Genomic DNA, 20,469 nt, shown 5'->3' on the forward strand with positions numbered 1-20,469 from the left:
GGGCTCCGGTATCCGAGGTTACGGCACCCCGCCCGCGGCCTGCGCGCGCCTCATCCCATTACGAACTCAGTTTGACGGGGTTGACCACGTCGGCGATCAGTACCAGCAGGGTGAAGGACACAAAGATTCCGGCCACGACATAGGCGATCGGCATCAGCTTGGCGACGTCGAACGGCCCGGGGTCGGGTTTGCGGAAGACCTTCGCGGCGTGCCTGCGCACCGATTCCCACAGCGCGCCCGCGATGTGGCCGCCGTCCAACGGCAGCAGCGGGAGCATGTTGAACAGGAACAGCGAGAGGTTGAAGCCCGCGATGAGCATCACGAAGGTCATGATGCGGTTGACGGCGGGTTCGTGGAGCGCGGCGACCTCGCCGCCGACGCGGGCGGCGCCGACCACGCCCATCGGGGAGTCCGCTTTGCGCTCCGCCCCGTTGAAGGCCGCGTTCCACAGGTCGGGGATCCGCTTGGGCAGGCTGATCAGGGAGTCGACGCCTTGCCGGGCCATGTCTCCCATGTGGTCGATGGAGTCGGTGAAGCCCAGCGGCTGGATGTGGCTGGCGGGGCTGAAGCCGAGGAAGCCCGCCTTGACGGTGCCGTCCACGTAATTGCCGTCGCCGTCGGTCTTGGCGACGGTGTTGGTGGTGATCGTCGGGTAGAGGGTGACCCGCTGCCCGTCGCGCTCCACGACGATCTCCGCCTTGCCGATGCCGTCGCGGATGTCCTTGGACAGCGCGTTCCAGTCGTGCACCGGCCTGCCGTTGAACTCCACGATCTTGTCGCCGGCCTTCAGGCCCGCGGTCTTGGCGGGCGCGACCGGGTCGGAGGGCCGGCACGGGTTGTCCGCGTCGCGCTTGGTGGTGTCGGCCTGGGAGATCACGCAGTCGCTGACCTGGCTGACCACGGTGGTGCGGGTGCTGATGCCGAAGCCCATGAAGACGCCGAGGAACAGCGCGACCGCCAGGATCAGATTCATGAAGGGTCCGGCGAACATCACGATGACGCGCTTCCACGGCTTGCGCGTGTAGAACATCCGCGTCTCGTCGCCCGGCTGCAGCTCTTCGTACGCCGCCGAGCGGGCGTCCTCGATCATGCCGCGCCACGGCGAGGTGGAGCGGGCGGTGACCCTGCCGTCCTCGCCCGGCGGGAACATGCCGATCATCCGGATGTAGCCGCCGAGCGGTACGGCCTTGAAGCCGTACTCGGTCTCCCCCTTGTGCCGGGACCAGATCGTGGGGCCGAAGCCGACCATGTACTGGGGCACGCGGATCTTGAAGAGCTTGGCCGTGGAGAGGTGACCCAGCTCGTGCCAGGCGATGGAGACCATCAGGCCCACGGCGAAGACCACTATGCCGAGGACCGTCATGAGTGCGGTCATACGCCTGCTGCCTCCGATGTCGACGCGTCCGTCTGCACGTCCGCGGTGGTGCCGTTCGCGAGTTCCCTGGCACGGGCGCGGGCCCATGCCTCCGCTTCGAGGACGTCCTCGACGGTCAGCCGAGTTCCCGAGCGCGGCACGCCGTGTTCCTCCACGACCTTGGCGATGGTGTCCACGATCCCGGTGAACGGCAGCCGGCCGGCGAGGAAGGCGTCGACGCACTCCTCGTTGGCGGCGTTGAACACCGCGGGTGCGGTGCCTCCGAGGCTACCCACATGTCGGGCCAAAGCGACGGACGGGAACGCGTCGTCGTCCAGCGGGAAGAATTCCCAGGTCGACGCCTTCGACCAGTCGAACGCGGGTGCGGCGTCCGGCACCCGGTCAGGCCAGCCCAGGCCCAGCGCGATCGGCATCCGCATGTCGGGCGGGCTGGCCTGGGCGAGCGTGGAGCCGTCGACGAATTCCACCATCGAGTGAATGTAGGACTGCGGGTGGACGACGACCTCGATCCGCTCGAACGGGATGTCGTAGAGCAGGTGGGCCTCGATGACCTCAAGGCCCTTGTTGACCAGGGTCGCGGAGTTGATGGTGATCACCGGGCCCATGTCCCAGGTGGGGTGGGCGAGCGCGTCCGCGGGCTTGACGTCGGCCAGCTCCGCGCGGCTGCGGCCGCGGAAGGGGCCGCCGGAGGCGGTGACGATCAGCTTGCGGACCTCGGCCCGGCTGCCGCCGAGCATGGCCTGGAAGAGCGCGGAGTGCTCGGAGTCGACGGGCACGATCTGGCCGGGCTTGGCGATCGCCTTCACCAGCGGGCCGCCGACGATCAGCGACTCCTTGTTGGCGAGGATCAGTACCCGGTCGGCCTCCAGGGCGGCCAGCGTCGGCCGCAGTCCGATGGAGCCGGTGATGCCGTTGAGCACCGCGTCGCACTCCAGCGTCGCCGCCTGCGTGGCGGCGTCGGGACCCGCGAGGATCTCCGGCTCGTTGCCGGCGCCGAAGTGCCGGGTCAGCGCCTGCCGTACGGCGTCGACCGCGGACTCGTCCGCGACCGCGACCGTCCGCACCCGCAGCTGGTGGGCCTGCTCGGCGAGCAGTTCCGCGCGGGTGCCCGCGGCGGAGACCGCCACGACGCGGAAGCGGTCCGGATTGCGGAGCACCACGTCGACGGCCTGGGTGCCGACGGAGCCGGTGGAGCCGAGGATCACGATGTCCCGCCGGCCGCCGGCCGCGGCCTGGCCGGTCAGGTGCGGGCGGTGGTGCGGGTCTGCGAGAGCGTCCGTCATGGGGCCATTCTGTCCTGCCGGGGCACCCGTACGCGCACCGGTCGGGATACGTCGGCCGGTGCGCGTACGGGTGTGCGGGTCGGTGCGGTCGTCGGGGCTTTCGGCTGTGCGCCGGCTGTGTACGGGCCGGTGCACGGGAAGGTGCGGGGGTGTACAGGTCAGTGCACGGGACGGTGCAGGTTGTCAGTGGTGGCGGGCCCCGGCTCGGCGTCGGCGATCCACGGGCCCTCGCGGCTGGGGTCGACGATGCCGGCCTCCAGCCAGGTGAGGTCGCCGTCGAGCACGGCCCGGGTGAGCCTGCGGTCGGCGCCGTCGGTGTTGGTCCACAGCCGGGCGAACAGTTCCTCGGTGCGGATCCGCGACTGCCGGCAGAAGGTGTCGGCCAGCCGCCTGGCCTCCTGGCCGTGCTCGCCGGTCGCGGCCAGGTGCTGGGCGCGTACGCACGCGGCGCTCATGGCGAAGAGTTCGGCGCCGATGTCGACGATGCGGGCCAGGAAATTCTGCTTGGTCTCCATCCGGCCCTGCCAGCGCGACATCGCGTAGAAGGTGCTGCGCGCCAGCTTGCGCGCGCTGCGCTCGATGTACCGCAGATGCCCGGCGAGCGGCCCGAACTCGGCGTACGAGGTGGGCAGTTGGCCGGGCCCGGCGACCAGTTTGGGCAGCCAGCGGGCGTAGAAGCCGCCCGCCTTCGCGCCGGCCTTCGCCTTGTCGCCGAGCGAGGTGTCGGGGTCGATGAGGTCGCCGGCCACGGACAGATGGGCGTCGACGGCCTCGCGGGCGATCAGCAGGTGCATGATCTCGGTGGAGCCCTCGAAGATCCGGTTGATCCGCAGGTCGCGCAGCACCTGCTCGGCCGGGACGGCGCGTTCGCCGCGGGCGGCGAGCGAGTCCGCGGTCTCGAAGCCGCGCCCGCCGCGGATCTGCACCAGCTCGTCGGCCATCAGCCAGGCCGCCTCGGAGCCGAAGAGCTTGGCGAGCGCCGCCTCGATCCGGATGTCGTTGCGGTCCTCGTCGGCCATCTGCGACGACAGGTCGAGCACCGCTTCCAGGGCGAAGGTGGTGGCGGCAATGTAGGCGATCTTCGCACCGACCGCCTCGTGCTCGGCGATCGGTTTGCCCCACTGTTCGCGGGCCGCCGACCACTCGCGGGCGATCTTCAGGCACCACTTCCCGGCGCCCGCGCAGACCGCGGGCAGCGAGAGGCGGCCGGTGTTGAGGGTGGTCAGCGCGATCTTCAGGCCCGCGCCCTCGGGGCCGATCCGGTTGGCGGCCGGGACGCGCACCCGGTGGAAGCGGGTGACGCCGTTCTCGATGCCGCGCAGGCCCATGAAGGCGTTGCGGTTCTCCACGGTGATGCCCGCCGAGTCCGCCTCGACGACGAAGGCGGTGATGCCGCCCTTGTGGTCCTCGTAGGTGTCGGCGCCGGTGTCGGGTTTCGGTACCCGGGCCATCACCACCAGCAGGTCGGCGATGACGCCGTTGGTCGTCCACAGCTTGACGCCGTCGAGCACGTAATCGTCGCCGTCGCGCACCGCGGTGGTCGCCAGCCGCGCCGGGTCGGAGCCGACGTCGGGCTCGGTGAGCAGGAAGGCGCTGATGTCGGTACGGGCGCAGCGCGGCAGGAAGGTGTCCTTCTGTTCCTGGGTGCCGAACATCTTCAGCGGCTGCGGTACGCCGATCGACTGATGGGCCGACAGCAGCGCGCCGATCGCCGGGCTCGCCGTACCGGCCAGGGCCAGCGCCTTGTTGTAGTACACCTGGGTGAGACCGAGGCCGCCGTACTTGGTGTCGATCTTCATCCCGAAGGCGCCGATCTCCTTCAGGCCGGTGATCGTCTCGTCGGGGATGCGGGACTCGCGCTCGATCCTGGCGCCGTCGACCTTCGTCTCCAGGAAGTCGCGGAGGACGCCGAGGAACGCCTCGCCCTTGTCCACCGCCTCCGGCGCGGGCTGCGGGTGGGGGTGGATCAGGTCGAGCCGGAACCTGCCGAGGAACAGCTCCTTGGCGAAGCTGGGCTTGTGCCAGTCCTGTTCCCTGGCGGCCTCCGCCACCTGACGGGCTTCGCGCTCTGAGACCTTGCGTGCGGTGGGTGCGGACACGGTTGCGTCACCTCCGGGTAGCCGGTTACCAACCGGTGCTACTTGTCCGTACTACCCCCGATCCGCCCCCTCGACCAGGTCACGAACAGGACGGGAGCGTGAGGGGGGCCCTGACGGGAACGGACGGAGCCGCCGCGCGGGGATTCCACGCGGCGGCTCCGGTGCCGGGGGCGTACGGCCGGGTCAGAGGTCCAGGCCGGTCAGGACGAGGACCCGCTCGTAGGTGTAGTCGTCCATCGCGTACTTGACGCCCTCGCGACCCGTGCCCGAGTCCTTGACGCCGCCGTACGGCATCTGGTCGGCGCGGTAGGAGGGGGCGTCGCCGATGATGACGCCGCCGACCTCCAGTTCCCGGTGGGCGCGGAAGGCGAGCTGGAGGTCGTGGGTGAACACACCGCTCTGGAGCCCGAAGCGGGAGTCGTTGACGGCGGCGAACGCCTCGTCGGCGCCGTTGACCCGGTGCAGCGACAGCACGGGGCCGAACGCCTCCGCGGTGGCCAGGACCGCGTCGGCCGGCAGGTCGGCGAGAACGGTCGGCGCGTAGCTGGTGCCCTCCCGGGTGCCGCCGGTCAGCAGTTTGGCGCCCTTGGCGACGGCCTCGTCCACCCAGGACGCGACCCGTTCGGCGGCGGCCTCGCTGACCAGCGGGCCGACGTCGGTGGCGTCGTCGCCCGGGTCGCCGACGGCCTGCTCCCGCACCTTGGCGACGATCTTCTCCGCGAGCGCGTCGAAGACGGCGGTGTCGGCGATGACCCGCTGCACCGAGATGCAGGACTGGCCGGCCTGGTAGTTGGAGAAGGTGGCGATGCGGGTCGCGGCCCAGTCGAGGTCGGCCTCGGACGACCAGTCGGCGAGCACCACGGCCGCGGCGTTGCCGCCCAGCTCCAGCGTGATGTGCTTGCGCGGCACCGAGTCCATGATCTGGTAACCGACGGTGTCGGAACCGGTGAAGGAGATCACCGGCAGCCGCGGGTCCTGCACCAGCGCGGGCATCTTGTCGTTGGCGACCGGCAGCACGCTCCAGGCGCCCTCTGGCAGCCCCTCGGTCTCGGCCAGCAGCTCGCCGAGCAGCAGCGCGGACAGCGGGGTCGCGGGCGCCGGCTTGAGGATGATGGGGGTGCCGACCGCGATCGCCGGGGCGACCTTGTGCGCCACCAGGTTGAGCGGGAAGTTGAACGGCGCGATGCCGAGCACCGGGCCGCGGCCGAAGCGGCGGGTCAGCGCGAGCCGACCGACGCCGCCCGCGTCGGTGTCCAGGCGCTGCGCCTCGCCGCTGTTGAAGCGGCGGGCTTCCTCGGCGGCCCAGCGGAAGACGGACACGGCGCGGCCGACCTCGCCTCGCGACCACTTCATCGGCTTGCCGTTCTCCGCCGTGATCAGCCGGGCGATCTCCTCCGACCGCTCGGCGATCCGCTTCGACACATGGTCGAGCGCGGCGGCCCGTACGTGCGCGGGCGTCGCCGAGAACGCGTCGGCCGCCGCTGCCGCCGCCGCGACCGCCTCCTCGACCTGGGCGTCCGTCGGCACGGCGACCCGGCCGACCGTCGCGCCGTCCCAGGGGCTGGTCACGTCGAAGGTGTCCGTGCCCTCGGCCTGCCGGCCCGCCAGCCAGAACGCGTGCGTGGCCGCTCCTGTGGTTGTCACGGTGGGTCCGCCCTTTCCGAGATCGAATGTGCTGCCGTCCCCGTCTCTCACCGTAGGCGGGCCGGGCCGGGCCGCACGTTGTCCACGACGTAGTACGTGCCCGCTGCCGCGCTCCGTAATGGCCGTAACGTCCCGCGGCCCCGGGCCCGGCAAAGCCGCCCGCCGTACGGGCGGGCGCCTCTATCCTGCTGACGGACGGGGAGGGGAACACCGTGACACAGAGCGTGACGATCGACCTGGGCGACGGTTCGACGGTGGAGGCCGAGGTCATCGGGGACCTCGCCTTCCGGCAGACCGGGGACGGCGCGGCCGGTACGGGGTACGGCGGCGACGATCCGTACGGCGATGTCGGGGTCGGCGCGGGCCGCAGGGCCGCCGCCCTCGGCTCGGCGGTGGCGCTCAGCCTCGGGCAGGTGCGGGACACCGTGCGCAGCGTGGGCCGCTGGGCGGCCGAAACGGTGACGGAGGGCGGCGCCGCCGGGTCGCCGGACTCCTTCGAGGTGGAGTTCGGCCTCAAGCTCGCCGTGAAGTCCGGGCAGCTCTTCGGCATCATCGCGGAGGCGGGCAGCGAGGCGGGCCTGACCGTGAAGCTGTCCTGGGACCTGGCCGCCCGCCGGGCCCGCGCCGAGGCGGAGGCCGCGTCCACTGATGCGGCGGACGCTACGGGGCCCGGCGGCGCCCCAGGGATCTGAGGACGGCTCAGCCCGCCTTCAGTGCCAGCCAGAGCTCCATGCGGACGTCCGGGTCGTCCAGGGAGCGGCCCAGGATCTCCTCGACGCGGCGCATGCGGTAGCGCAGGGTGTGGCGGTGGACACCGAGGTCCGCGGCGGCGGCGTCCCACTGGCCGTGGTGGGAGAGCCAGGCGTGGAGGGAGGCGACGAGGTCACCGCGGGAGGTCGCGTCGTGGTCGCGCAGCGGCCGCAGCAGGCCCTCGGCGAAGGCGCGGACGGCGTCGTCGGCGAGCAGCGGGAGGACGGAGCCGGCCCCGACCTCGCCGTGCTCGACGAGATTGCGGCCCCGGCGCAGCGCGACGGCCAGGGCGCGTTCGGCCTGCCGGTGGGCCTCGGGGACGTCGGCGGGGGCGACGGGCGCGGACAGGCCGGCGGCGAGCGTGTCCTCGGCCTCGGCGAGGTCGGCCGCGGTGGACAGGGCCACGGACTCCTCGGCGGCGAGCACCACGATCCTGGGGCCCTCGCGGACGGCGAGCAGCGCGTCGCCGGAGCGGGCGGCGACGGCCTCGGCGCGTTCGCCGAGCCGGGTGACAGCGTCGGCGCCGGGCGCCGAGTTCGGCTCGGCGGGTTCGGCGATGAGCACCCGCACGGGGTGGTCGAGCAGGGAGCCGTAGAGCGTGCTGGCGACCGCGCGGGCGTGCTCGGGTTCGCCGGCCAGCAGCATCCGCAACAAGGCGGCGGCGAGCCGCTGTTCGGCGTCCTGGAGGCTGCGGGACTGCTCCAGCGAGAGGGTCAGCAGGGCGACGGCGGCGTGCACGACGTAGCGGTCGGCGGTCTCCAGGCGCTCCTCGGTGCCGACGGCGAGGAAACCGCGCGGGCGGCGGCCGGTGCCCAGCGACTGGAGTTCGACGCGGTCCTCGGTGCCCGCCGGGCCCGCGACGGCGGCGCTGGCCGGGGCGGGGGTGTCGCGCAGCCGGTCGATCTCGCCGGCCAGCCGGGCGGCCCGGCGGCCCGCCCAGTCCGGGGCGGCGGCCAGGACGGCGCCGGAGGAGTCGTAGAGCGCGGCCCAGCCGTCGAGGTGCTGAGCGAGCCGGGACAGCAGGGCCGCGGTGCCGTCGGGGGCGAGCGCGGCGCGGGTCAGTTCGCGCTGGGCCTCGAAGCCCGCGGTGACGGCTTTGTACTGCTCGGCGGCGACGGCCGCGGAGACGGCCTTGCTGATCGCGATGAAGGGCGTCCTGCGCGGCACTTCGAACAGCGGCAGCCGGGCCTGTTCGGCCGCGGCGACCAGGGTGGGCGGCACCGCGTCGTGGCCGACCCCGACGCCGAAGCCGAGGCCGACGACACCGGCGGCGGCGAGCCGCGCCACGTAGTCGCGCATGTGCCCGGGGTCGTCCACGGCGAGCTTCATGCCGGTGGTGAGCAGCAGTTCGCCGCCCTCCAGATACGGTCCCGGGTCGTCCAGTTCGCTGGTGTGGACCCAGCGCACCTCGGTGTCGCCCAGCCGGTCGCCGCCGGCGCGGACGGCGAGCTTGAGTGCCGGGTGGTGGGCGAGCGAGGCGAGTGTGAGGGGCATGCGGACCTGGTACGGGAGGGGGCCGGAGGGGAGCCGGCCCGATGGTGACCGGCCGGATTTTGGCCGACCGGTAGTGGTCGCCGTCTTCAATTGTGCCGCACCGTACATTCCCCGGCCCGCCCTACCCGCGCAGGTCGACCAGGACCGGCGGCGCGCTGTTCCCGCCGGTCGTGGTCAGCGAGAGGACGGCGTGCCCGGCGGGCACGGTGTGGGCGAGGTCGGAGGCCGACCAGCGTTCGCGTTCCACCTCGCGGACGGTGACGGCGTCGGCGGCGACGACCCGGCCGGTGATCATGCGGCGGGCGACGCGGCTGGCGCGCTGGGCCATGGTGCCGGACTGGTCGACGCTGGTGACCTCGCGGGACTCCACCCGCGTGGTGCCCCAGGTCTCGGCGAAGAACCGGCCGTCCCAGGCGGAGATCCCGGCCAGCGCCATCCGGCAGCCGGCCGCGGCGACCAGCGGGCCGCGCAGCGGCTCGGGGACGTCGTCCAGGGTGCGCAGGCCGAGCGCCATGCCCGCCCGGGTGGTCGGCAGCGCGGCCAGGGCGCGGACGGTCCCCGCGGTGACGGCCTGCCCGATGTCGTCGACGACCAGGCCGGCGAAGCGGGCTCCGGCGCGCCGGTCGCGGACGGCGGCGGTGAACTGCGCGACCAGCAGCCTGACCAGGATGCGGGAGGCCGCGGGGTGGCCGCGCTCGGGCAGTTCGACCCGGACCCGGACGGGGTGGACCAGTGCCTCCATCGAGAACGGCCGGGGCGGTTCGGTGCCGCCGGGGGCCGGGTCGCCGAAGGACGCGGCGAAGGCGGGCCGGTCCAGGACGGCGATCCGGTTGGCGAGGTCGCTGCCGATGTCGCCGGGCCTGGCGGACTGCCGCAGCCGGGCGTCGAGTTCGCGCAACAGGTCGTCGCGGCCGGCCGCGGTCACCGCGCGGCTCAGCTCCTCGTACACCTCGGGCGCGCCGTCCAGCAGTTCGCGGAGCACCGGGACCGTGGGGAAGCGGCCGTGGGCGGCGGCGTACGGGCCGAGGAGCTGGCCGAGGGCGGCGGCGGCGCGGCGCTGCTCGGCCTCGGGGCCGTCGACGAGGGCCTCGGCGAGCAGCAGGGCGGCCCGGTCGGGGTCGGTGCCGCCGCCGTACAGGTCGAGGCTGTAGCGGCTGTCGGGGTCGCCGGGCGCGATGACGACGTCGTACGCCTCGTCGGGGCCGAGGTCGGTGTCGGCGTCCGCGACCACGATGACGGCGGCGCCGCCGGTGAGGGCCTGCAGGCACAGGGATTCGGCGACCGGGCGCAGTACGTGCCGGGTGCGGTCGGCGCCGGGCGGGCCGACGACGAGCAGTCCGGTGCCGAGCAGCGCGGGTTCCAGGGCCATGCCGGAGCCGCGGTATGCGAAGGAGTTGCGCTCGTCCTCGGCGCCGCGGCCGATCCTGACCTGGCCGCCGAGCAGGTCGTGCGGGGCCGTCCGGTGGGCGAGGTCGCGGTCGCCCGAGGGGTGCAGGCAGGCGCCGCCGCCGAGCCGCCGCACCTGGTCGGTGAAGGCGAGGACCTCGCGGGGGCGCTGCCGGGTGCGGTTCCACGCCTGCCGGATGCGGACGCAGTCGACGTCGTTCATCTTCCCGGCGCTCACCTCGCGGGCGAGCCGGTCGGCGGCGTCGGAGCGCCCGGCCGCGCGCAGTTCTGGCCAGTCGGCGGGGGTCGGGGCCAGTGGGTCGGGGGCCTGGACCTTGGGCCGGGGCGCGGCGTCCTTGGCCTGCTCGCCGTCCCAGTCGGTCAGGCCGAACCAGCCGCCGTACTTCGCGCACGGGTAGGCGATCAGCGCGGCGACGGCGGCGTAGATGGTGTACGTGACGGCCGCGGCCCGGTCGGCGTTGCCGCCGCCGCTGATCCAGGAGTACGGGAAGAGGTCGAGGACGGTGTCGAGGATGGGGACGTAGCCGGTCCAGCTGAGCTGCCAGACGAGGACGCCGACGGCCAGCGCGAACCAGCCGCGCCGGGCCCGGGTGTCCAGGAAGCGGCGGGCCGCCTCCGGCCAGGCGCCGAGCCGGCCGAAGAGCCACACCATCACGGCCGCCGACAGCACGCTGTAGAGGTTCTGGGTGAAGACCTCGGGGCGGGTGAGGTGACCGCTGAAGGACCAGCTGTGCGGGGTGAGGATGTGCAGCGGGAACTGCCACCAGGGCAGGAAGCCGTTGTTGCGCAGCGACCACACGAAGATGCCGGCGACCAGGCCGAGCAGGGCCCGGCCGAGCACCCGGCCGTCGGGGACGCGGTCGGGGTCGCGGGGCACGTGCCCGTAGGCGTAGATGCCGGGCGCGTCGGAGATCCGCGGGGTGCGCAGCCACGCTTCCGTGGCGGAGACGGGCGGCGCCTGCGCGGGGATCGGCGGTGGCGCGGCCGGCCGCGGCACGGGGCGTGCCGGGTGCGGCGGCCGCCCCGGGGCGGTGCCGTACGCGTGTTCCCCGGTGCCCCGGCCGTGTCCGGGACCGGCATCCCTGGCATCCATTGGACAGTTCGCCCCTTGCCCCTCGTCGCCGACGATGCGCTCAATGTAGTCGAGCGGCTACCGCCGTAAAAGGATCTTGGCGGCCGGGGAACGGCCCGGGACGGCCGCGGCGGGGCCCCGGACGGTCACGGGCGGCGGCGCGCGCACTGGCCGTTACGGCGCATCGCCGCGGGGCAGTGTTACCTATCGGCGTGTGCGGGCGGGCCGGGACCCGGCCTAACCTGCGGGAAAGAGCCGACAACGACCGTCCGGACACGACCGCACCGGCCGACAGGACCGACAGTGACGCCCCCGGCGTGAGGAGCACACCCGACATGACCGCACTTCCGCAGGAACGCAAGCTGGTGACCGCGATTCCCGGCCCGAAGTCCCAGGAGCTGTCCGCGCGGAAGTCCGCCGCGGTCGCGGACGGCGTGGGGGTGACGCTGCCGGTGTACATCACCCGCGCCGGCGGCGGCGTGGTCGAGGACGTGGACGGCAACCGGCTGATCGACTTCGGCTCCGGTATCGCCGTCACCTCCGTCGGCAACAGCGCGGAGGCCGTGGTGCGCCGGGCCGGCGCGCAGCTCGCGGACTTCACCCACACCTGTTTCATGGTGACGCCGTACGAGGGGTACGTGGAGGTCGCCGAGGCGCTGAACGAGCTGACGCCGGGCGATCACGCGAAGAAGACGGCGCTGTTCAACTCCGGCGCCGAGGCGGTGGAGAACGCGGTGAAGATCGCCCGTTCGTACACCAAGCGCCCGGCCGTGGTCGTCTTCGACCACGGTTACCACGGCCGCACCAATCTGACGATGGCGCTGACCGCGAAGAACATGCCGTACAAGGAGGGCTTCGGGCCGTTCGCGCCCGAGGTGTACCGGGTGCCGCTGGCGTACGGCTTCCGCTGGCTGACCGGCCCGGAGAACGCGGCGGAGGAGGCCGCGGCGCAGGCCATCGACATGATCACCAAGCAGATCGGCGCGGAGCACGTGGCGGCGATCGTGATCGAGCCGATCGCGGGCGAGGGCGGTTTCATCGAGCCCGCCAAGGGCTTCCTGCCGCGGATCGCGCAGTTCGCGAAGGACAACGGCATCGTCTTCGTGGCGGACGAGATCCAGACCGGTTTCTGCCGCACCGGCCAGTGGTTCGCGTGCGAGGACGAGGGCATCGTGCCCGACCTGATCACCACGGCCAAGGGCATCGCGGGCGGACTCCCGCTTGCGGCGGTGACCGGCCGCGCGGAGATCATGGACGCGGCGCACGCGGGCGGCCTCGGCGGCACCTACGGCGGCAACCCGGTGGCGTGCGCCGCGGCGCTCGGCGCGATCGAGACGATGAAGGAGCAGGATCTGCCGGCGAAGGCGCGGCGGATCGGCGAGATCATGACGGCCCGGCTGACCGCCCTCCAGGAGAAGTACCCGGCGGTCGGCGAGGTCCGCGGGCGCGGCGCGATGATCGCGGTGGAGCTGGTCGAGCCGGGCACCACGACGCCGGACGCGGCGCTGACCGGCGCGGTGGCGCGGGCCTGCCACGCGGCAGGGCTCGTCGTGCTCACGTGCGGGACGTACGGGAACGTGTTGCGTTTCCTTCCGCCCCTGGTCATCGGCGAGGATCTGCTGAACGAGGGCCTCGACATCATCGAGGCGGCCTTCGCCGGGGTGTGACCGGCGGTAAGGAATGGGGGGACGTGAAGAAGGTGTGCGGGCCTGATGGCGGACGGGTGATCCCGGGCCGCGCGGCGGCCCTGGTGACGTACGGTTTCAGCAGAACAACCCGCTCGCGACGGTCTCCGAAGGGGAGCGCCTCGGGCGACACCGCGCCGGTGTATCCCCAACACCGGCTCAGCAGTGCCCTCGCGCACGACACCGCCGGGATCGATGGTCCCGGCACTCCTCGCCGATCGGTCGGCCGTTCGTCCCACACCCCCCGGGGCGAGCGGTACGGCGATCGCCATGGCCGCCCCGGAACTCTCCCCCCTGTTCCGGGGCGGCTGACTTTTCTGCTGCTGCTGAGCGCCGTCGGCGCCGGGCTCTTCGCGCTGCTCACCTGGCAGGTCGAGACGGACGGGCGGATGGTCGGCCGGGACTGGAGCGTGCTCGGCTGGTTCCGCCGGCAGGACGCCGCGCACCCGGGCGCGCACGGCACCGCGCAGGTGATCAGCGACTTCGGCAACATCCAGGTGGCGGTGCCGGTGCTGCTGGCCGCGGTGGTGCTGGCCGGCTGGCTGGGGCGGCGGGCGGCCGTGGTCCGCTGGTGGCTGCCGCCGCTGGCCGCGGTGGTGACGATGGCCCTGCTGCCGGTCGCGGTGAACACGGTCAAGGCCGCGGTGCTGCGCCCCGCTCCCGGGCGGACCGTGCCCAGGACCGACGGCTACGGCTACTTCCCGTCCGGGCACGCCGGCACCTCGGCGGTGGCGTACGGGCTCGCGCTGCTGCTCCTGCTGCCGTACGTGCGCCGCCCGGCGGCCAGGACGGCGCTGACCGCGGGCACCCTGACGCTCCAGGCGGCCGTGGGTGTCGCCCTGGTGTGGTGCGACTTCCACTGGCCGCTGGACGTGCTGGCGAGCTGGTGCCTGACGGTGACGCTGCTGGCGTGGTTCGCGGCGGCGGCGCTGTTCAGCGGGCCGCCCGAGCCGGCCTCCGGTGACGTCAGCTGTTCGTCGGGAAGCCCAGATTGATGCCCCCATGTGAGGGGTCGAGCCAGCGCTGGGTGATCGCCTTGCCGCGGGTGAAGAAGCGCACCCCGTCCTCGCCGTAGGCGTGGGTGTCGCCGAAGAGCGAGGACTTCCAGCCGCCGAAGGAGTAGTAGGCGACCGGCACCGGGATCGGTACGTTGATGCCGACCATGCCGACCTCGACCTCGTGCTGGAAGCGGCGGGCGGCGCCGCCGTCGTTGGTGAACAGCGCGGTGCCGTTGCCGTACGGATTGGCGTTGATCAGCGCCAGGCCCTCCTCGTAGGAGGCGACGCGGACGACGGAGAGCACCGGGCCGAAGATCTCGTCGTCGTAGACGGACATGCCGGGGCGGACCCGGTCGAAGACGGTGGGGCCGAGCCAGAAGCCGCCGTCGCCCTCGGCGCCGGTGACGGGGTGCCCGCGGCCGTCGACGGCCAGTTCGGCGCCGTCGGCGACGCCGGAGTCCAGGTAGGCGGTGACCTTGTCGCGGTGCGCGCCGGTGACCAGCGGGCCCATCGCGGACCCGGCGGCGCAGCCCGGGCCGACGGTCAGGCCCTTGATGCGCTCCTTGATCCGCTCGACCAGGCCGTCGCCGACCGGGTCGACGGCGACCAGCACCGAGACGGCCATGCAGCGCTCGCCGGCGGCGCCGAAGCCGGCGTTCACGGCGGCGTCCGCGGCCAGGTCCAGGTCGGCGTCGGGCAGCACCAGCATGTGGTTCTTGGCGCCGCCGAGCGCCTGGACGCGCTTGCCGGCCCGGGTGCCGGTCTCGTACACGTAGCGGGCGATCGGCGTGGAGCCGACGAAGGAGACGGCCTTGATGTCGGGGTGCTCCAGCAGCCGGTCGACGGCGGCCTTGTCGCCGTGCACGACGTTGAAGACGCCGTCGGGCAGGCCGGCCTCCTGCCAGAGCCCGGCGAGGAAGTTCGCGGCGGAAGGGTCCTTCTCGGACGGCTTGACGACGACGGTGTTGCCTGCGGCGATGGCCAGCGGGAAGAACCACATCGGCACCATGGCGGGGAAGTTGAAGGGCGAGATGATCGCGACCGGGCCGAGCGGCTGGCGGATGGAGTAGACGTCGACGCCGGTGGACGCCTGTTCGGTGAAGCCGCCCTTGATCAGCTGCGGGATGCCGCACGCGTACTCCACCACCTCGATGCCGCGGGCGACCTCGCCGAGGGCGTCGGAGTGCACCTTGCCGTGTTCGGCGACGATGACCGCGGCCAGTTCGTCGCGCCGCGCGTTGAGCAGTTCGCGGAACGCGAAGAGCACCCCGGTGCGCTTGGCGACGGAGGTGTGCCGCCACTGCTGGAACGCCTCGCGCGCCGCGTCGACCGCCTGGTCGACGACGTCGGCGGAGGCGAAGTCCACCTGCCCGGTGACCGCGCCGGTCGCCGGGTCGTACACGTCGCCGTGCCGCTCCGCGCCGCCGGTCCAGCCCTTGCCTGCGATCCAGTGGGTGATGTGCTTGGTCGTCACGGGCTGACCCTTCCGTCGATGTCTCATGTCAGTCTCCCCACGCCGGGGAGCCGGTCACAAGCACCGTGCGGTGGGCTCGCCGCGGTGCCTGTCGTCAGCCGCCGTCCGCGATCCGGGCGGCGGCCTCGTGCATGGCCAGTTCCAGCAGCACCGGGTCGGTGAGGTGCCCGCTGCCGTCCGGCGGCACCAGCCACCGCACCCCGCCGGTGGCCCGGCCCGGGTACGGGACGACGATCCAGGTGCCGCGTCCTGCCGTGCGCACGCCGGTGGCCAGCCAGCGTGCCGCGGTGCCCGGCGGGACGAAGAACCCCATCCGGGAGTCGCCGAAGTCGGCGAGCACCGGGCCCGGCCGCTCCACGAGCCGGGCGAGGACGTCCAGGGTGGGATAGCCCAGTTCCCCGGTGAGGATCAGGACGTCCCACAGCCGTCCGGCGGGCAGCAGCGCGACCCCCAGCGGGTTGCGTTCCCATTCCCACCGGCAGCCCTCCGGGTCCGCCGCCACCGACACCAGCCACTCGACCGCGCTTCTCGCACCGGTGCTGACCATGACCGGCCCCTCCGCTTCTTCCGTGCCGACCGCCGTGGACGGTCGCTGTCAGGGGAGAGAGCGGGTTGGGCGCGGATCATTACGCGGGTTTCACTACTCATTGGTAGTGAACAGGCTCACAGCGCGGGGGTGTTGTGCGCCGGTTCGCTCATCCGGGAGCGCGGCCGATGATCGGATCAGCGCATGACCTGCGTGATTGTCGAAAGGACATGACTCAGCTGTCGAAGCCGAGGCCGGCGCGGTCCATGGCCTTGAGCCACAGATTGCGCCGCCCGCCGGTCCGGTCGGCGCGGGCCAGCGACCACTGGGTGAGGCCGATCCCGACGGTGGCCAGCGGCTCGGGCGGGAAGGGCAGCGGCTTCCTGCGGACCATCTCCAGCCGGGTCCGCTCGGTCTCCTCCCCCGCCAGCAGGTCGAGCATCACCTCGGCGCCGAAGCGGGTGGCACCGACGCCGAGCCCGGTGTAGCCGGCCGCGTAGGCGGTCCTGCCGCCGTGCGCGGTGCCGAAGAAGGCGGAGAAGCGCGAGCAGGTGTCGATCGCGCCGCCCCAGGCGTGGGTGAAGCGGACGTCCGCCAGCTGCGGGAAGCAGGTGCGGAAGTGCTCGGCGAGCCGCAGGAAGGTCGCCGGCCGCTGGTCGTACTCGGCGCGCATCCGGCCGCCGCGCGGGTACACCGCGTCGTAGCCGCCCCACAGGATGCGGTTGTCGGCGGTGAGCCGGAAGTAGTGGAAGTGGTTGGCGCTGTCGCTGAGCCCCTGGCGGCCCTTCCAGCCGATGGCCGCGCGCTGCTCGTCGGTCAGCGGCTCGGTCATCAGCGCGTAGTCGTAGACCGGCACGGTGTACGGGCGGGTCCGGCGCACCAGTGACGGGAAGGCGTTGGTGCCGAGCGCGACCTGCCGGGCGGTCACCCTGCCGTACGGGGTGCGGACGGCGAGCGCGGTGCCGTGCCGTCCCAGGTCGCTGCCGGGGGTGCGCTCGTGGATCCGTACGCCCGCCTCCTTGGCGGCGCGGGCCAGGCCCCAGGCGAGCTTTGCCGGGTGCAGCATGGCCACGCCGTGCCGGTCGTACAGGCCGCCGAGGAAGGTCGGCGAGTCGACCTCGGCGCGCACCTGGTCGCGGTCGAGCAGGGTGACGTCCAGGCCGTGCTCGGCGCCCTGGGCGGCGGCCTCGCGCAGCTCCTCGTACTGGTGCGGCGCGGTCGCCACGTCGATCTCGCCGGTGCGCTCGAAGTCGCAGTCGATGCCGTAACGGGCGACCGCCTCCTCGATGGCGTCGAGATTGCGGGCGCCGAGCCGCTGGAGGGTGTCGAATTCGTCCGGCCAGCGGGCGAGGCCGTTGGCGGCGCCGTGGGTGAGGCTGGCGGCGCAGAAGCCGCCGTTGCGGCCCGAGGCGGCCCAGCCGATCCTGTCCCCCTCGATCAGCACCACATCACGGCCGGGGTCGCGCTCCTTGGCCAGCAGCGCCGTCCACAGCCCGCTGTAACCACCGCCGACCACCAGCAGGTCGCAGCTCTCGTCGCCGGTGAGCGCGGGTTCCGGGTCCGGCCGGCCGGGGTCGTCCAGCCAGTACGGCCGGGGCTCGGCCTCGGCGAGCGAGCGGGCTGCGTCCTTGGTGGTCACTGCGGTCACCGCACCTTTCTGCGACTGCTGCCGAGGAGCTGCCCGGCCAGCACGAGCAGCACCGCGATCACGAACATCGCCGTACCGATCACATTGACCTGGACCGGGGTGCCGCGCTGCGCGGAGCCCCAGACGAACATCGGGAAGGTCACGGTGTTGCCGGCGTTGAAGCTGGTGATGATGTAGTCGTCGAAGGAGAGCGCGAAGGACAGCAGCGCGCCCGCGGCGATGCCGGGCGCGGCCAGCGGCAGCGTGACCCGCAGGAAGGTCTGCGTCGGCGAGGCGTAGAGATCCTGGGCGGCCTGCTCCAGACGGGGGTCCATGCTCATCACGCGGGCCTTGACGGCGACGACGACGAAGCTCAGGCAGAACATGATGTGCGCGATCAGGATGGTCCAGAAGCCGAACTGGATCCGCATGTTGAGGAAGAGGGTGCCGAGCGAGGCGCCCATCACCACCTCGGGCATCGCCATCGGCAGGAAGATCAGCATGTTGGTGGTGGCGCGGCCCCGGAAGCGGTAGCGGGCCAGCGCGAAGGCGGTCATCGTGCCGAGCACGGTGGCGCCGATCGTCGCGTACACGGCGAGCTTCAGGCTGAGGGTGAGGGAGTCGCACATGCCCGCGACGCCGCAGGGGTGCTGCCAGGCGTCGGTGGAGAAGCGGGTCCACGTGTAGTTGTAGCGGCCGTTGGGCTTGTTGAAGGAGAACAGCAGCACCACGAGGTTCGGCACGATCAGGTACACCAGGGTGAGCACCCCGAAGACGACCACGAGGTTCTTGCGCAGCCAGCGGATCGGACGCATCAGACCAGTTCCTCCGTTCCCGCGCGGCGGACGTAGACCATGACGATCGCCAGGATGACCGCCATGAGGATGAAGGACAGGGCGGCGGCCGTCGGGTAGTCCAGCACCCGCAGGAACTGCGACTGGATGACGCTGCCGATCATCTTCTGGTTGGTGGAGCCCAGCAACTCGGCGTTGATGTAGTCGCCGGAGGCCGGGATGAAGGTGAGCAGGGTGCCCGCGACCACGCCCGGCATGGACAGCGGGAAGGTCACCTTGCGGAAGGTGGTGAACGGGGTCGCATACAGGTCGCCCGCCGCCTCGTGCAGCCGTCCGTCGACCCGCTCCAGCGAGGTGTAGAGCGGCAGGATCATGAACGGCAGGAAGTTGTACGTCAGGCCGCAGACCACGGCCAGCGGGGTGGCCATCACCCGGTCGCCCTCGGTGATGCCCAGGGCCGAGGTGACGTCCAGCAGGTGGATGGTGTTGAGGAAGTGCACCAGCGGGCTCTCGTCGGCGAGGATCGTCTCCCAGGCCAGGGTGCGGATCAGGAAGCTGGTGAAGAAGGGCGCGATCACCAGGATCAGCACCAGATTGCGCCAGCGTCCGGCCCGGAAGGCGATGGTGTACGCCAGCGGGTAGCCGATGCCGAGGCAGAGCACGGTGGCGATGCCGGAGTAGACCAGGGACTTCACGAACTGCGGCCAGTAGGCGTCGAAGGCGTCCCAGTAGGTCGAGAAGTGCCAGGTGACCTTGAAGCCCTCGTCGAGGGAACCGGTCTGCACGGAGGTCGACGCCTGGTAGACCATCGGGGCGACGAAGAACACCAGCAGCCAGGCGACGCCCGCGAGCAGCAGCAGGTACGGCACGGCACGGCGCCTGCGGGCGGCCTTCTTCAGCGCGGCGGGCAGCGGGGCGGGCGCGGCGGGGTCCGGCAGCGGCGCGGGCCCGGCGACCGGGGCGGTCGCGGCGCTCACGCGGCGCCCCCGCCGGCGGAGGCGGTGCCGGACTCGGCGTCGGTGTCGGTGTCGGTCCCGGCGTCGATGTCCTGGGCGGCGTCGAGGCCGAAGGTGTGCTCGGGGTTCCAGTGCAGGACGACGGGGGCGCCGGGCAGCAGGCGGCCGTCGCGCTCCACATTGGGCACGAAGACCTCCAGCTCCGGGCAGACGGGGCTGTCGATCACGAACTGCGTGGAGACGCCGATGAAGCTGGAGTCGACGATGGTGCCGCGCACCTGGTTGCGGCCGGCGGGTATCGCGTCGGCGTCGTCGGCGTGCGCCAGGGTGATCTTCTCCGGCCGCACCCCGGCCAGCACCCGGCCGCCGGCCGTCACGTCGGGGCGACATCGGGCGGCGGGCAGCGTGAGCCGTTCGCCCGCGGCGCCGAGCGTCAGCGTGTCGCCGTCGGCGCCGAGCACCTCGGTCTCGATCAGGTTGGAGGTGCCGAGGAAGTTGGCGACGAAGGTGGAGGCGGGGTTCTCGTAGAGGTCGGCGGGGGCGCCCATCTGCTCGACGCGTCCGGCGTTCATCACCGCGACGGTGTCGGCCATCGTCATGGCCTCCTCCTGGTCGTGGGTGACGTGGATGAAGGTGATGCCCACCTCGGTCTGGATGCGCTTGAGTTCGAGCTGCATCTGGCGGCGCAGCTTGAGGTCGAGGGCGCCGAGCGGTTCGTCGAGGAGCAGCACCTGCGGCTGGTTGATCAGCGCGCGGGCGACCGCGACGCGCTGCTGCTGGCCGCCGGAGAGCTGATGCGGCTTGCGGCGGGCCAGTGCGCCGAGCTGGACCAGGTCGAGCATCTCGGCGACCTGCTTCTTGACCGACTTGATGCCGCGCCGGCGCAGCCCGAAGGCGACGTTCTCGAAGACGTCGAGGTGCGGGAAGAGCGCGTAGTTCTGGAAGACGGTGTTGACCGGCCGCTTGTACGGCGGCAGCGCGGTGACGTCGGCGCCGCCGAGCCGTACCGAGCCCGACGACGGGTCCTCCAGTCCGGCGATCATCCGCAAGGTGGTGGTCTTGCCGCAGCCGGAGGCACCGAGCAGCGCGAAGAACGAACCGGCGGGCACGGTGAGATCGAGCGGGTGGACGGCGGTGAAGGAGCCGTAGGTCTTGCTGATCCCGGTCAGGCGTACGGCGTCGGCCGGGGCTTCGGCCGCGGTGCCGGACACGGCGGTGGCGGCGGCGTCCTTGTCGGCCGGGCCGTTGAGCGTTTCTGGCGTCGTCATGAGGGGTCCAAGTGAGT

Annotated in this window: 15 protein-coding genes; 3 read left to right on the forward strand and 12 right to left on the reverse strand. The window is 72.5% G+C overall.

Annotated features, from left to right (window positions below; genetic code table 11):
* Positions 1 to 58: 58 nt before the first annotated feature.
* From BM076_RS28085 to BM076_RS28100, 4 genes are all read right to left on the reverse strand, one after another.
* Positions 59 to 1,375, reverse strand: coding sequence for a M50 family metallopeptidase (locus BM076_RS28085; RefSeq protein ID WP_093716529.1), 1,317 nt, complete (start codon positions 1,373 to 1,375; stop codon positions 59 to 61).
* Positions 1,372 to 2,658, reverse strand: a complete 1,287-nt coding sequence (gene dxr / locus BM076_RS28090) for a 1-deoxy-D-xylulose-5-phosphate reductoisomerase (protein ID WP_093716530.1) — start codon at positions 2,656 to 2,658, stop codon at positions 1,372 to 1,374. Before dxr ends, BM076_RS28085 begins: the two co-directional genes overlap by 4 nt.
* Positions 2,659 to 2,816: 158 nt before the next feature.
* Complete coding sequence (locus BM076_RS28095; protein WP_093716531.1) at positions 2,817 to 4,757, reverse strand: acyl-CoA dehydrogenase family protein; 1,941 nt, start codon at positions 4,755 to 4,757, stop codon at positions 2,817 to 2,819.
* Between the two features lie 183 nt (positions 4,758 to 4,940).
* Positions 4,941 to 6,401 carry an aldehyde dehydrogenase family protein gene (locus BM076_RS28100; RefSeq protein ID WP_093716532.1) on the reverse strand — a complete coding sequence of 487 codons (1,461 nt, stop codon included), beginning with the start codon at positions 6,399 to 6,401 and terminating at the stop codon, positions 4,941 to 4,943.
* A 212-nt stretch (positions 6,402 to 6,613) separates the two neighbouring features.
* Here BM076_RS28100 and BM076_RS28105 point away from each other — a divergent pair, with 212 nt between their 5' ends.
* Positions 6,614 to 7,093 (forward strand): CU044_2847 family protein, encoded by a 480-nt coding sequence (locus BM076_RS28105; protein ID WP_143120662.1) that lies wholly within the window; start codon positions 6,614 to 6,616, stop codon positions 7,091 to 7,093.
* A gap of 7 nt (positions 7,094 to 7,100) precedes the next feature.
* Here the strand turns inward: BM076_RS28105 and BM076_RS28110 are convergent, their stop codons facing one another.
* On the reverse strand, positions 7,101 to 8,645 hold the full coding sequence (locus BM076_RS28110) for a PucR family transcriptional regulator (protein WP_093716534.1): 1,545 nt from the start codon (positions 8,643 to 8,645) through the stop codon (positions 7,101 to 7,103).
* Between the two features lie 121 nt (positions 8,646 to 8,766).
* A complete protein-coding gene (locus BM076_RS28115; RefSeq protein ID WP_093716535.1) occupies positions 8,767 to 11,145 on the reverse strand; it encodes a type IV secretory system conjugative DNA transfer family protein in 2,379 nt (792 codons plus the stop codon).
* A gap of 314 nt (positions 11,146 to 11,459) precedes the next feature.
* Between BM076_RS28115 and gabT the strand changes: the two genes are divergently transcribed.
* Both gabT and BM076_RS28125 read left to right on the forward strand, forming a co-directional pair.
* Positions 11,460 to 12,791, forward strand: a complete 1,332-nt coding sequence (gabT, locus tag BM076_RS28120) for a 4-aminobutyrate--2-oxoglutarate transaminase (protein WP_093716536.1) — start codon at positions 11,460 to 11,462, stop codon at positions 12,789 to 12,791.
* Between the two features lie 158 nt (positions 12,792 to 12,949).
* On the forward strand, positions 12,950 to 13,804 hold the full coding sequence (locus BM076_RS28125; RefSeq protein WP_143120663.1) for a phosphatase PAP2 family protein: 855 nt from the start codon (positions 12,950 to 12,952) through the stop codon (positions 13,802 to 13,804).
* On the opposite strand, the gene BM076_RS28130 is transcribed toward BM076_RS28125, so the two are convergent.
* From BM076_RS28130 to BM076_RS28155, 6 genes are all read right to left on the reverse strand, one after another.
* Complete coding sequence (locus BM076_RS28130) at positions 13,776 to 15,308, reverse strand: CoA-acylating methylmalonate-semialdehyde dehydrogenase (protein ID WP_218160124.1); 1,533 nt, start codon at positions 15,306 to 15,308, stop codon at positions 13,776 to 13,778. The two genes, BM076_RS28125 and BM076_RS28130, sit on opposite strands and share 29 nt — an antisense overlap.
* Positions 15,309 to 15,375: 67 nt before the next feature.
* Positions 15,376 to 15,828: a hypothetical protein gene (locus tag BM076_RS28135; protein ID WP_093716539.1), complete on the reverse strand. Its 453-nt coding sequence runs from the start codon at positions 15,826 to 15,828 to the stop codon at positions 15,376 to 15,378.
* A 214-nt stretch (positions 15,829 to 16,042) separates the two neighbouring features.
* Entirely contained in the window at positions 16,043 to 17,455 is a 1,413-nt protein-coding gene (locus tag BM076_RS28140) for an NAD(P)/FAD-dependent oxidoreductase (protein ID WP_177246656.1), read from the reverse strand.
* Positions 17,452 to 18,249, reverse strand: coding sequence for an ABC transporter permease (locus BM076_RS28145; protein WP_093716541.1), 798 nt, complete (start codon positions 18,247 to 18,249; stop codon positions 17,452 to 17,454). Before BM076_RS28145 ends, BM076_RS28140 begins: the two co-directional genes overlap by 4 nt.
* Positions 18,249 to 19,205: an ABC transporter permease gene (locus tag BM076_RS28150; RefSeq protein ID WP_407640723.1), complete on the reverse strand. Its 957-nt coding sequence runs from the start codon at positions 19,203 to 19,205 to the stop codon at positions 18,249 to 18,251. Before BM076_RS28150 ends, BM076_RS28145 begins: the two co-directional genes overlap by 1 nt.
* A complete protein-coding gene (locus tag BM076_RS28155) occupies positions 19,202 to 20,452 on the reverse strand; it encodes an ABC transporter ATP-binding protein (RefSeq protein ID WP_093716542.1) in 1,251 nt (416 codons plus the stop codon). The genes BM076_RS28150 and BM076_RS28155 overlap by 4 nt, the downstream gene beginning before the upstream one ends.
* Between the last annotated feature and the right edge of the window lie 17 nt (positions 20,453 to 20,469).

Source organism: Actinacidiphila alni (genome assembly GCF_900112845.1).
Classification (GTDB): Bacteria; Actinomycetota; Actinomycetes; order Streptomycetales; family Streptomycetaceae; genus Actinacidiphila; species Actinacidiphila alni.

What these genes read in the sequence shown, in the direction of transcription:
- dxr (WP_093716530.1), bottom strand. Translation starts at nt 2,658, where the DNA reads ATGACGGACGCTCTCGCAGACCCGCACCACCGCCCGCACCTGACCGGC.
- BM076_RS28145 (WP_093716541.1), bottom strand. Translation starts at nt 18,249, where the DNA reads ATGCGTCCGATCCGCTGGCTGCGCAAGAACCTCGTGGTCGTCTTCGGG.
- BM076_RS28130 (WP_218160124.1), bottom strand. Translation starts at nt 15,308, where the DNA reads ATGAGACATCGACGGAAGGGTCAGCCCGTGACGACCAAGCACATCACC.
- BM076_RS28115 (WP_093716535.1), bottom strand. Translation starts at nt 11,145, where the DNA reads ATGGATGCCAGGGATGCCGGTCCCGGACACGGCCGGGGCACCGGGGAA.
- BM076_RS28110 (WP_093716534.1), bottom strand. Translation starts at nt 8,645, where the DNA reads ATGCCCCTCACACTCGCCTCGCTCGCCCACCACCCGGCACTCAAGCTC.
- BM076_RS28135 (WP_093716539.1), bottom strand. Translation starts at nt 15,828, where the DNA reads ATGGTCAGCACCGGTGCGAGAAGCGCGGTCGAGTGGCTGGTGTCGGTG.
- gabT (WP_093716536.1), top strand. Translation starts at nt 11,460, where the DNA reads ATGACCGCACTTCCGCAGGAACGCAAGCTGGTGACCGCGATTCCCGGC.
- BM076_RS28085 (WP_093716529.1), bottom strand. Translation starts at nt 1,375, where the DNA reads ATGACCGCACTCATGACGGTCCTCGGCATAGTGGTCTTCGCCGTGGGC.
- BM076_RS28155 (WP_093716542.1), bottom strand. Translation starts at nt 20,452, where the DNA reads ATGACGACGCCAGAAACGCTCAACGGCCCGGCCGACAAGGACGCCGCC.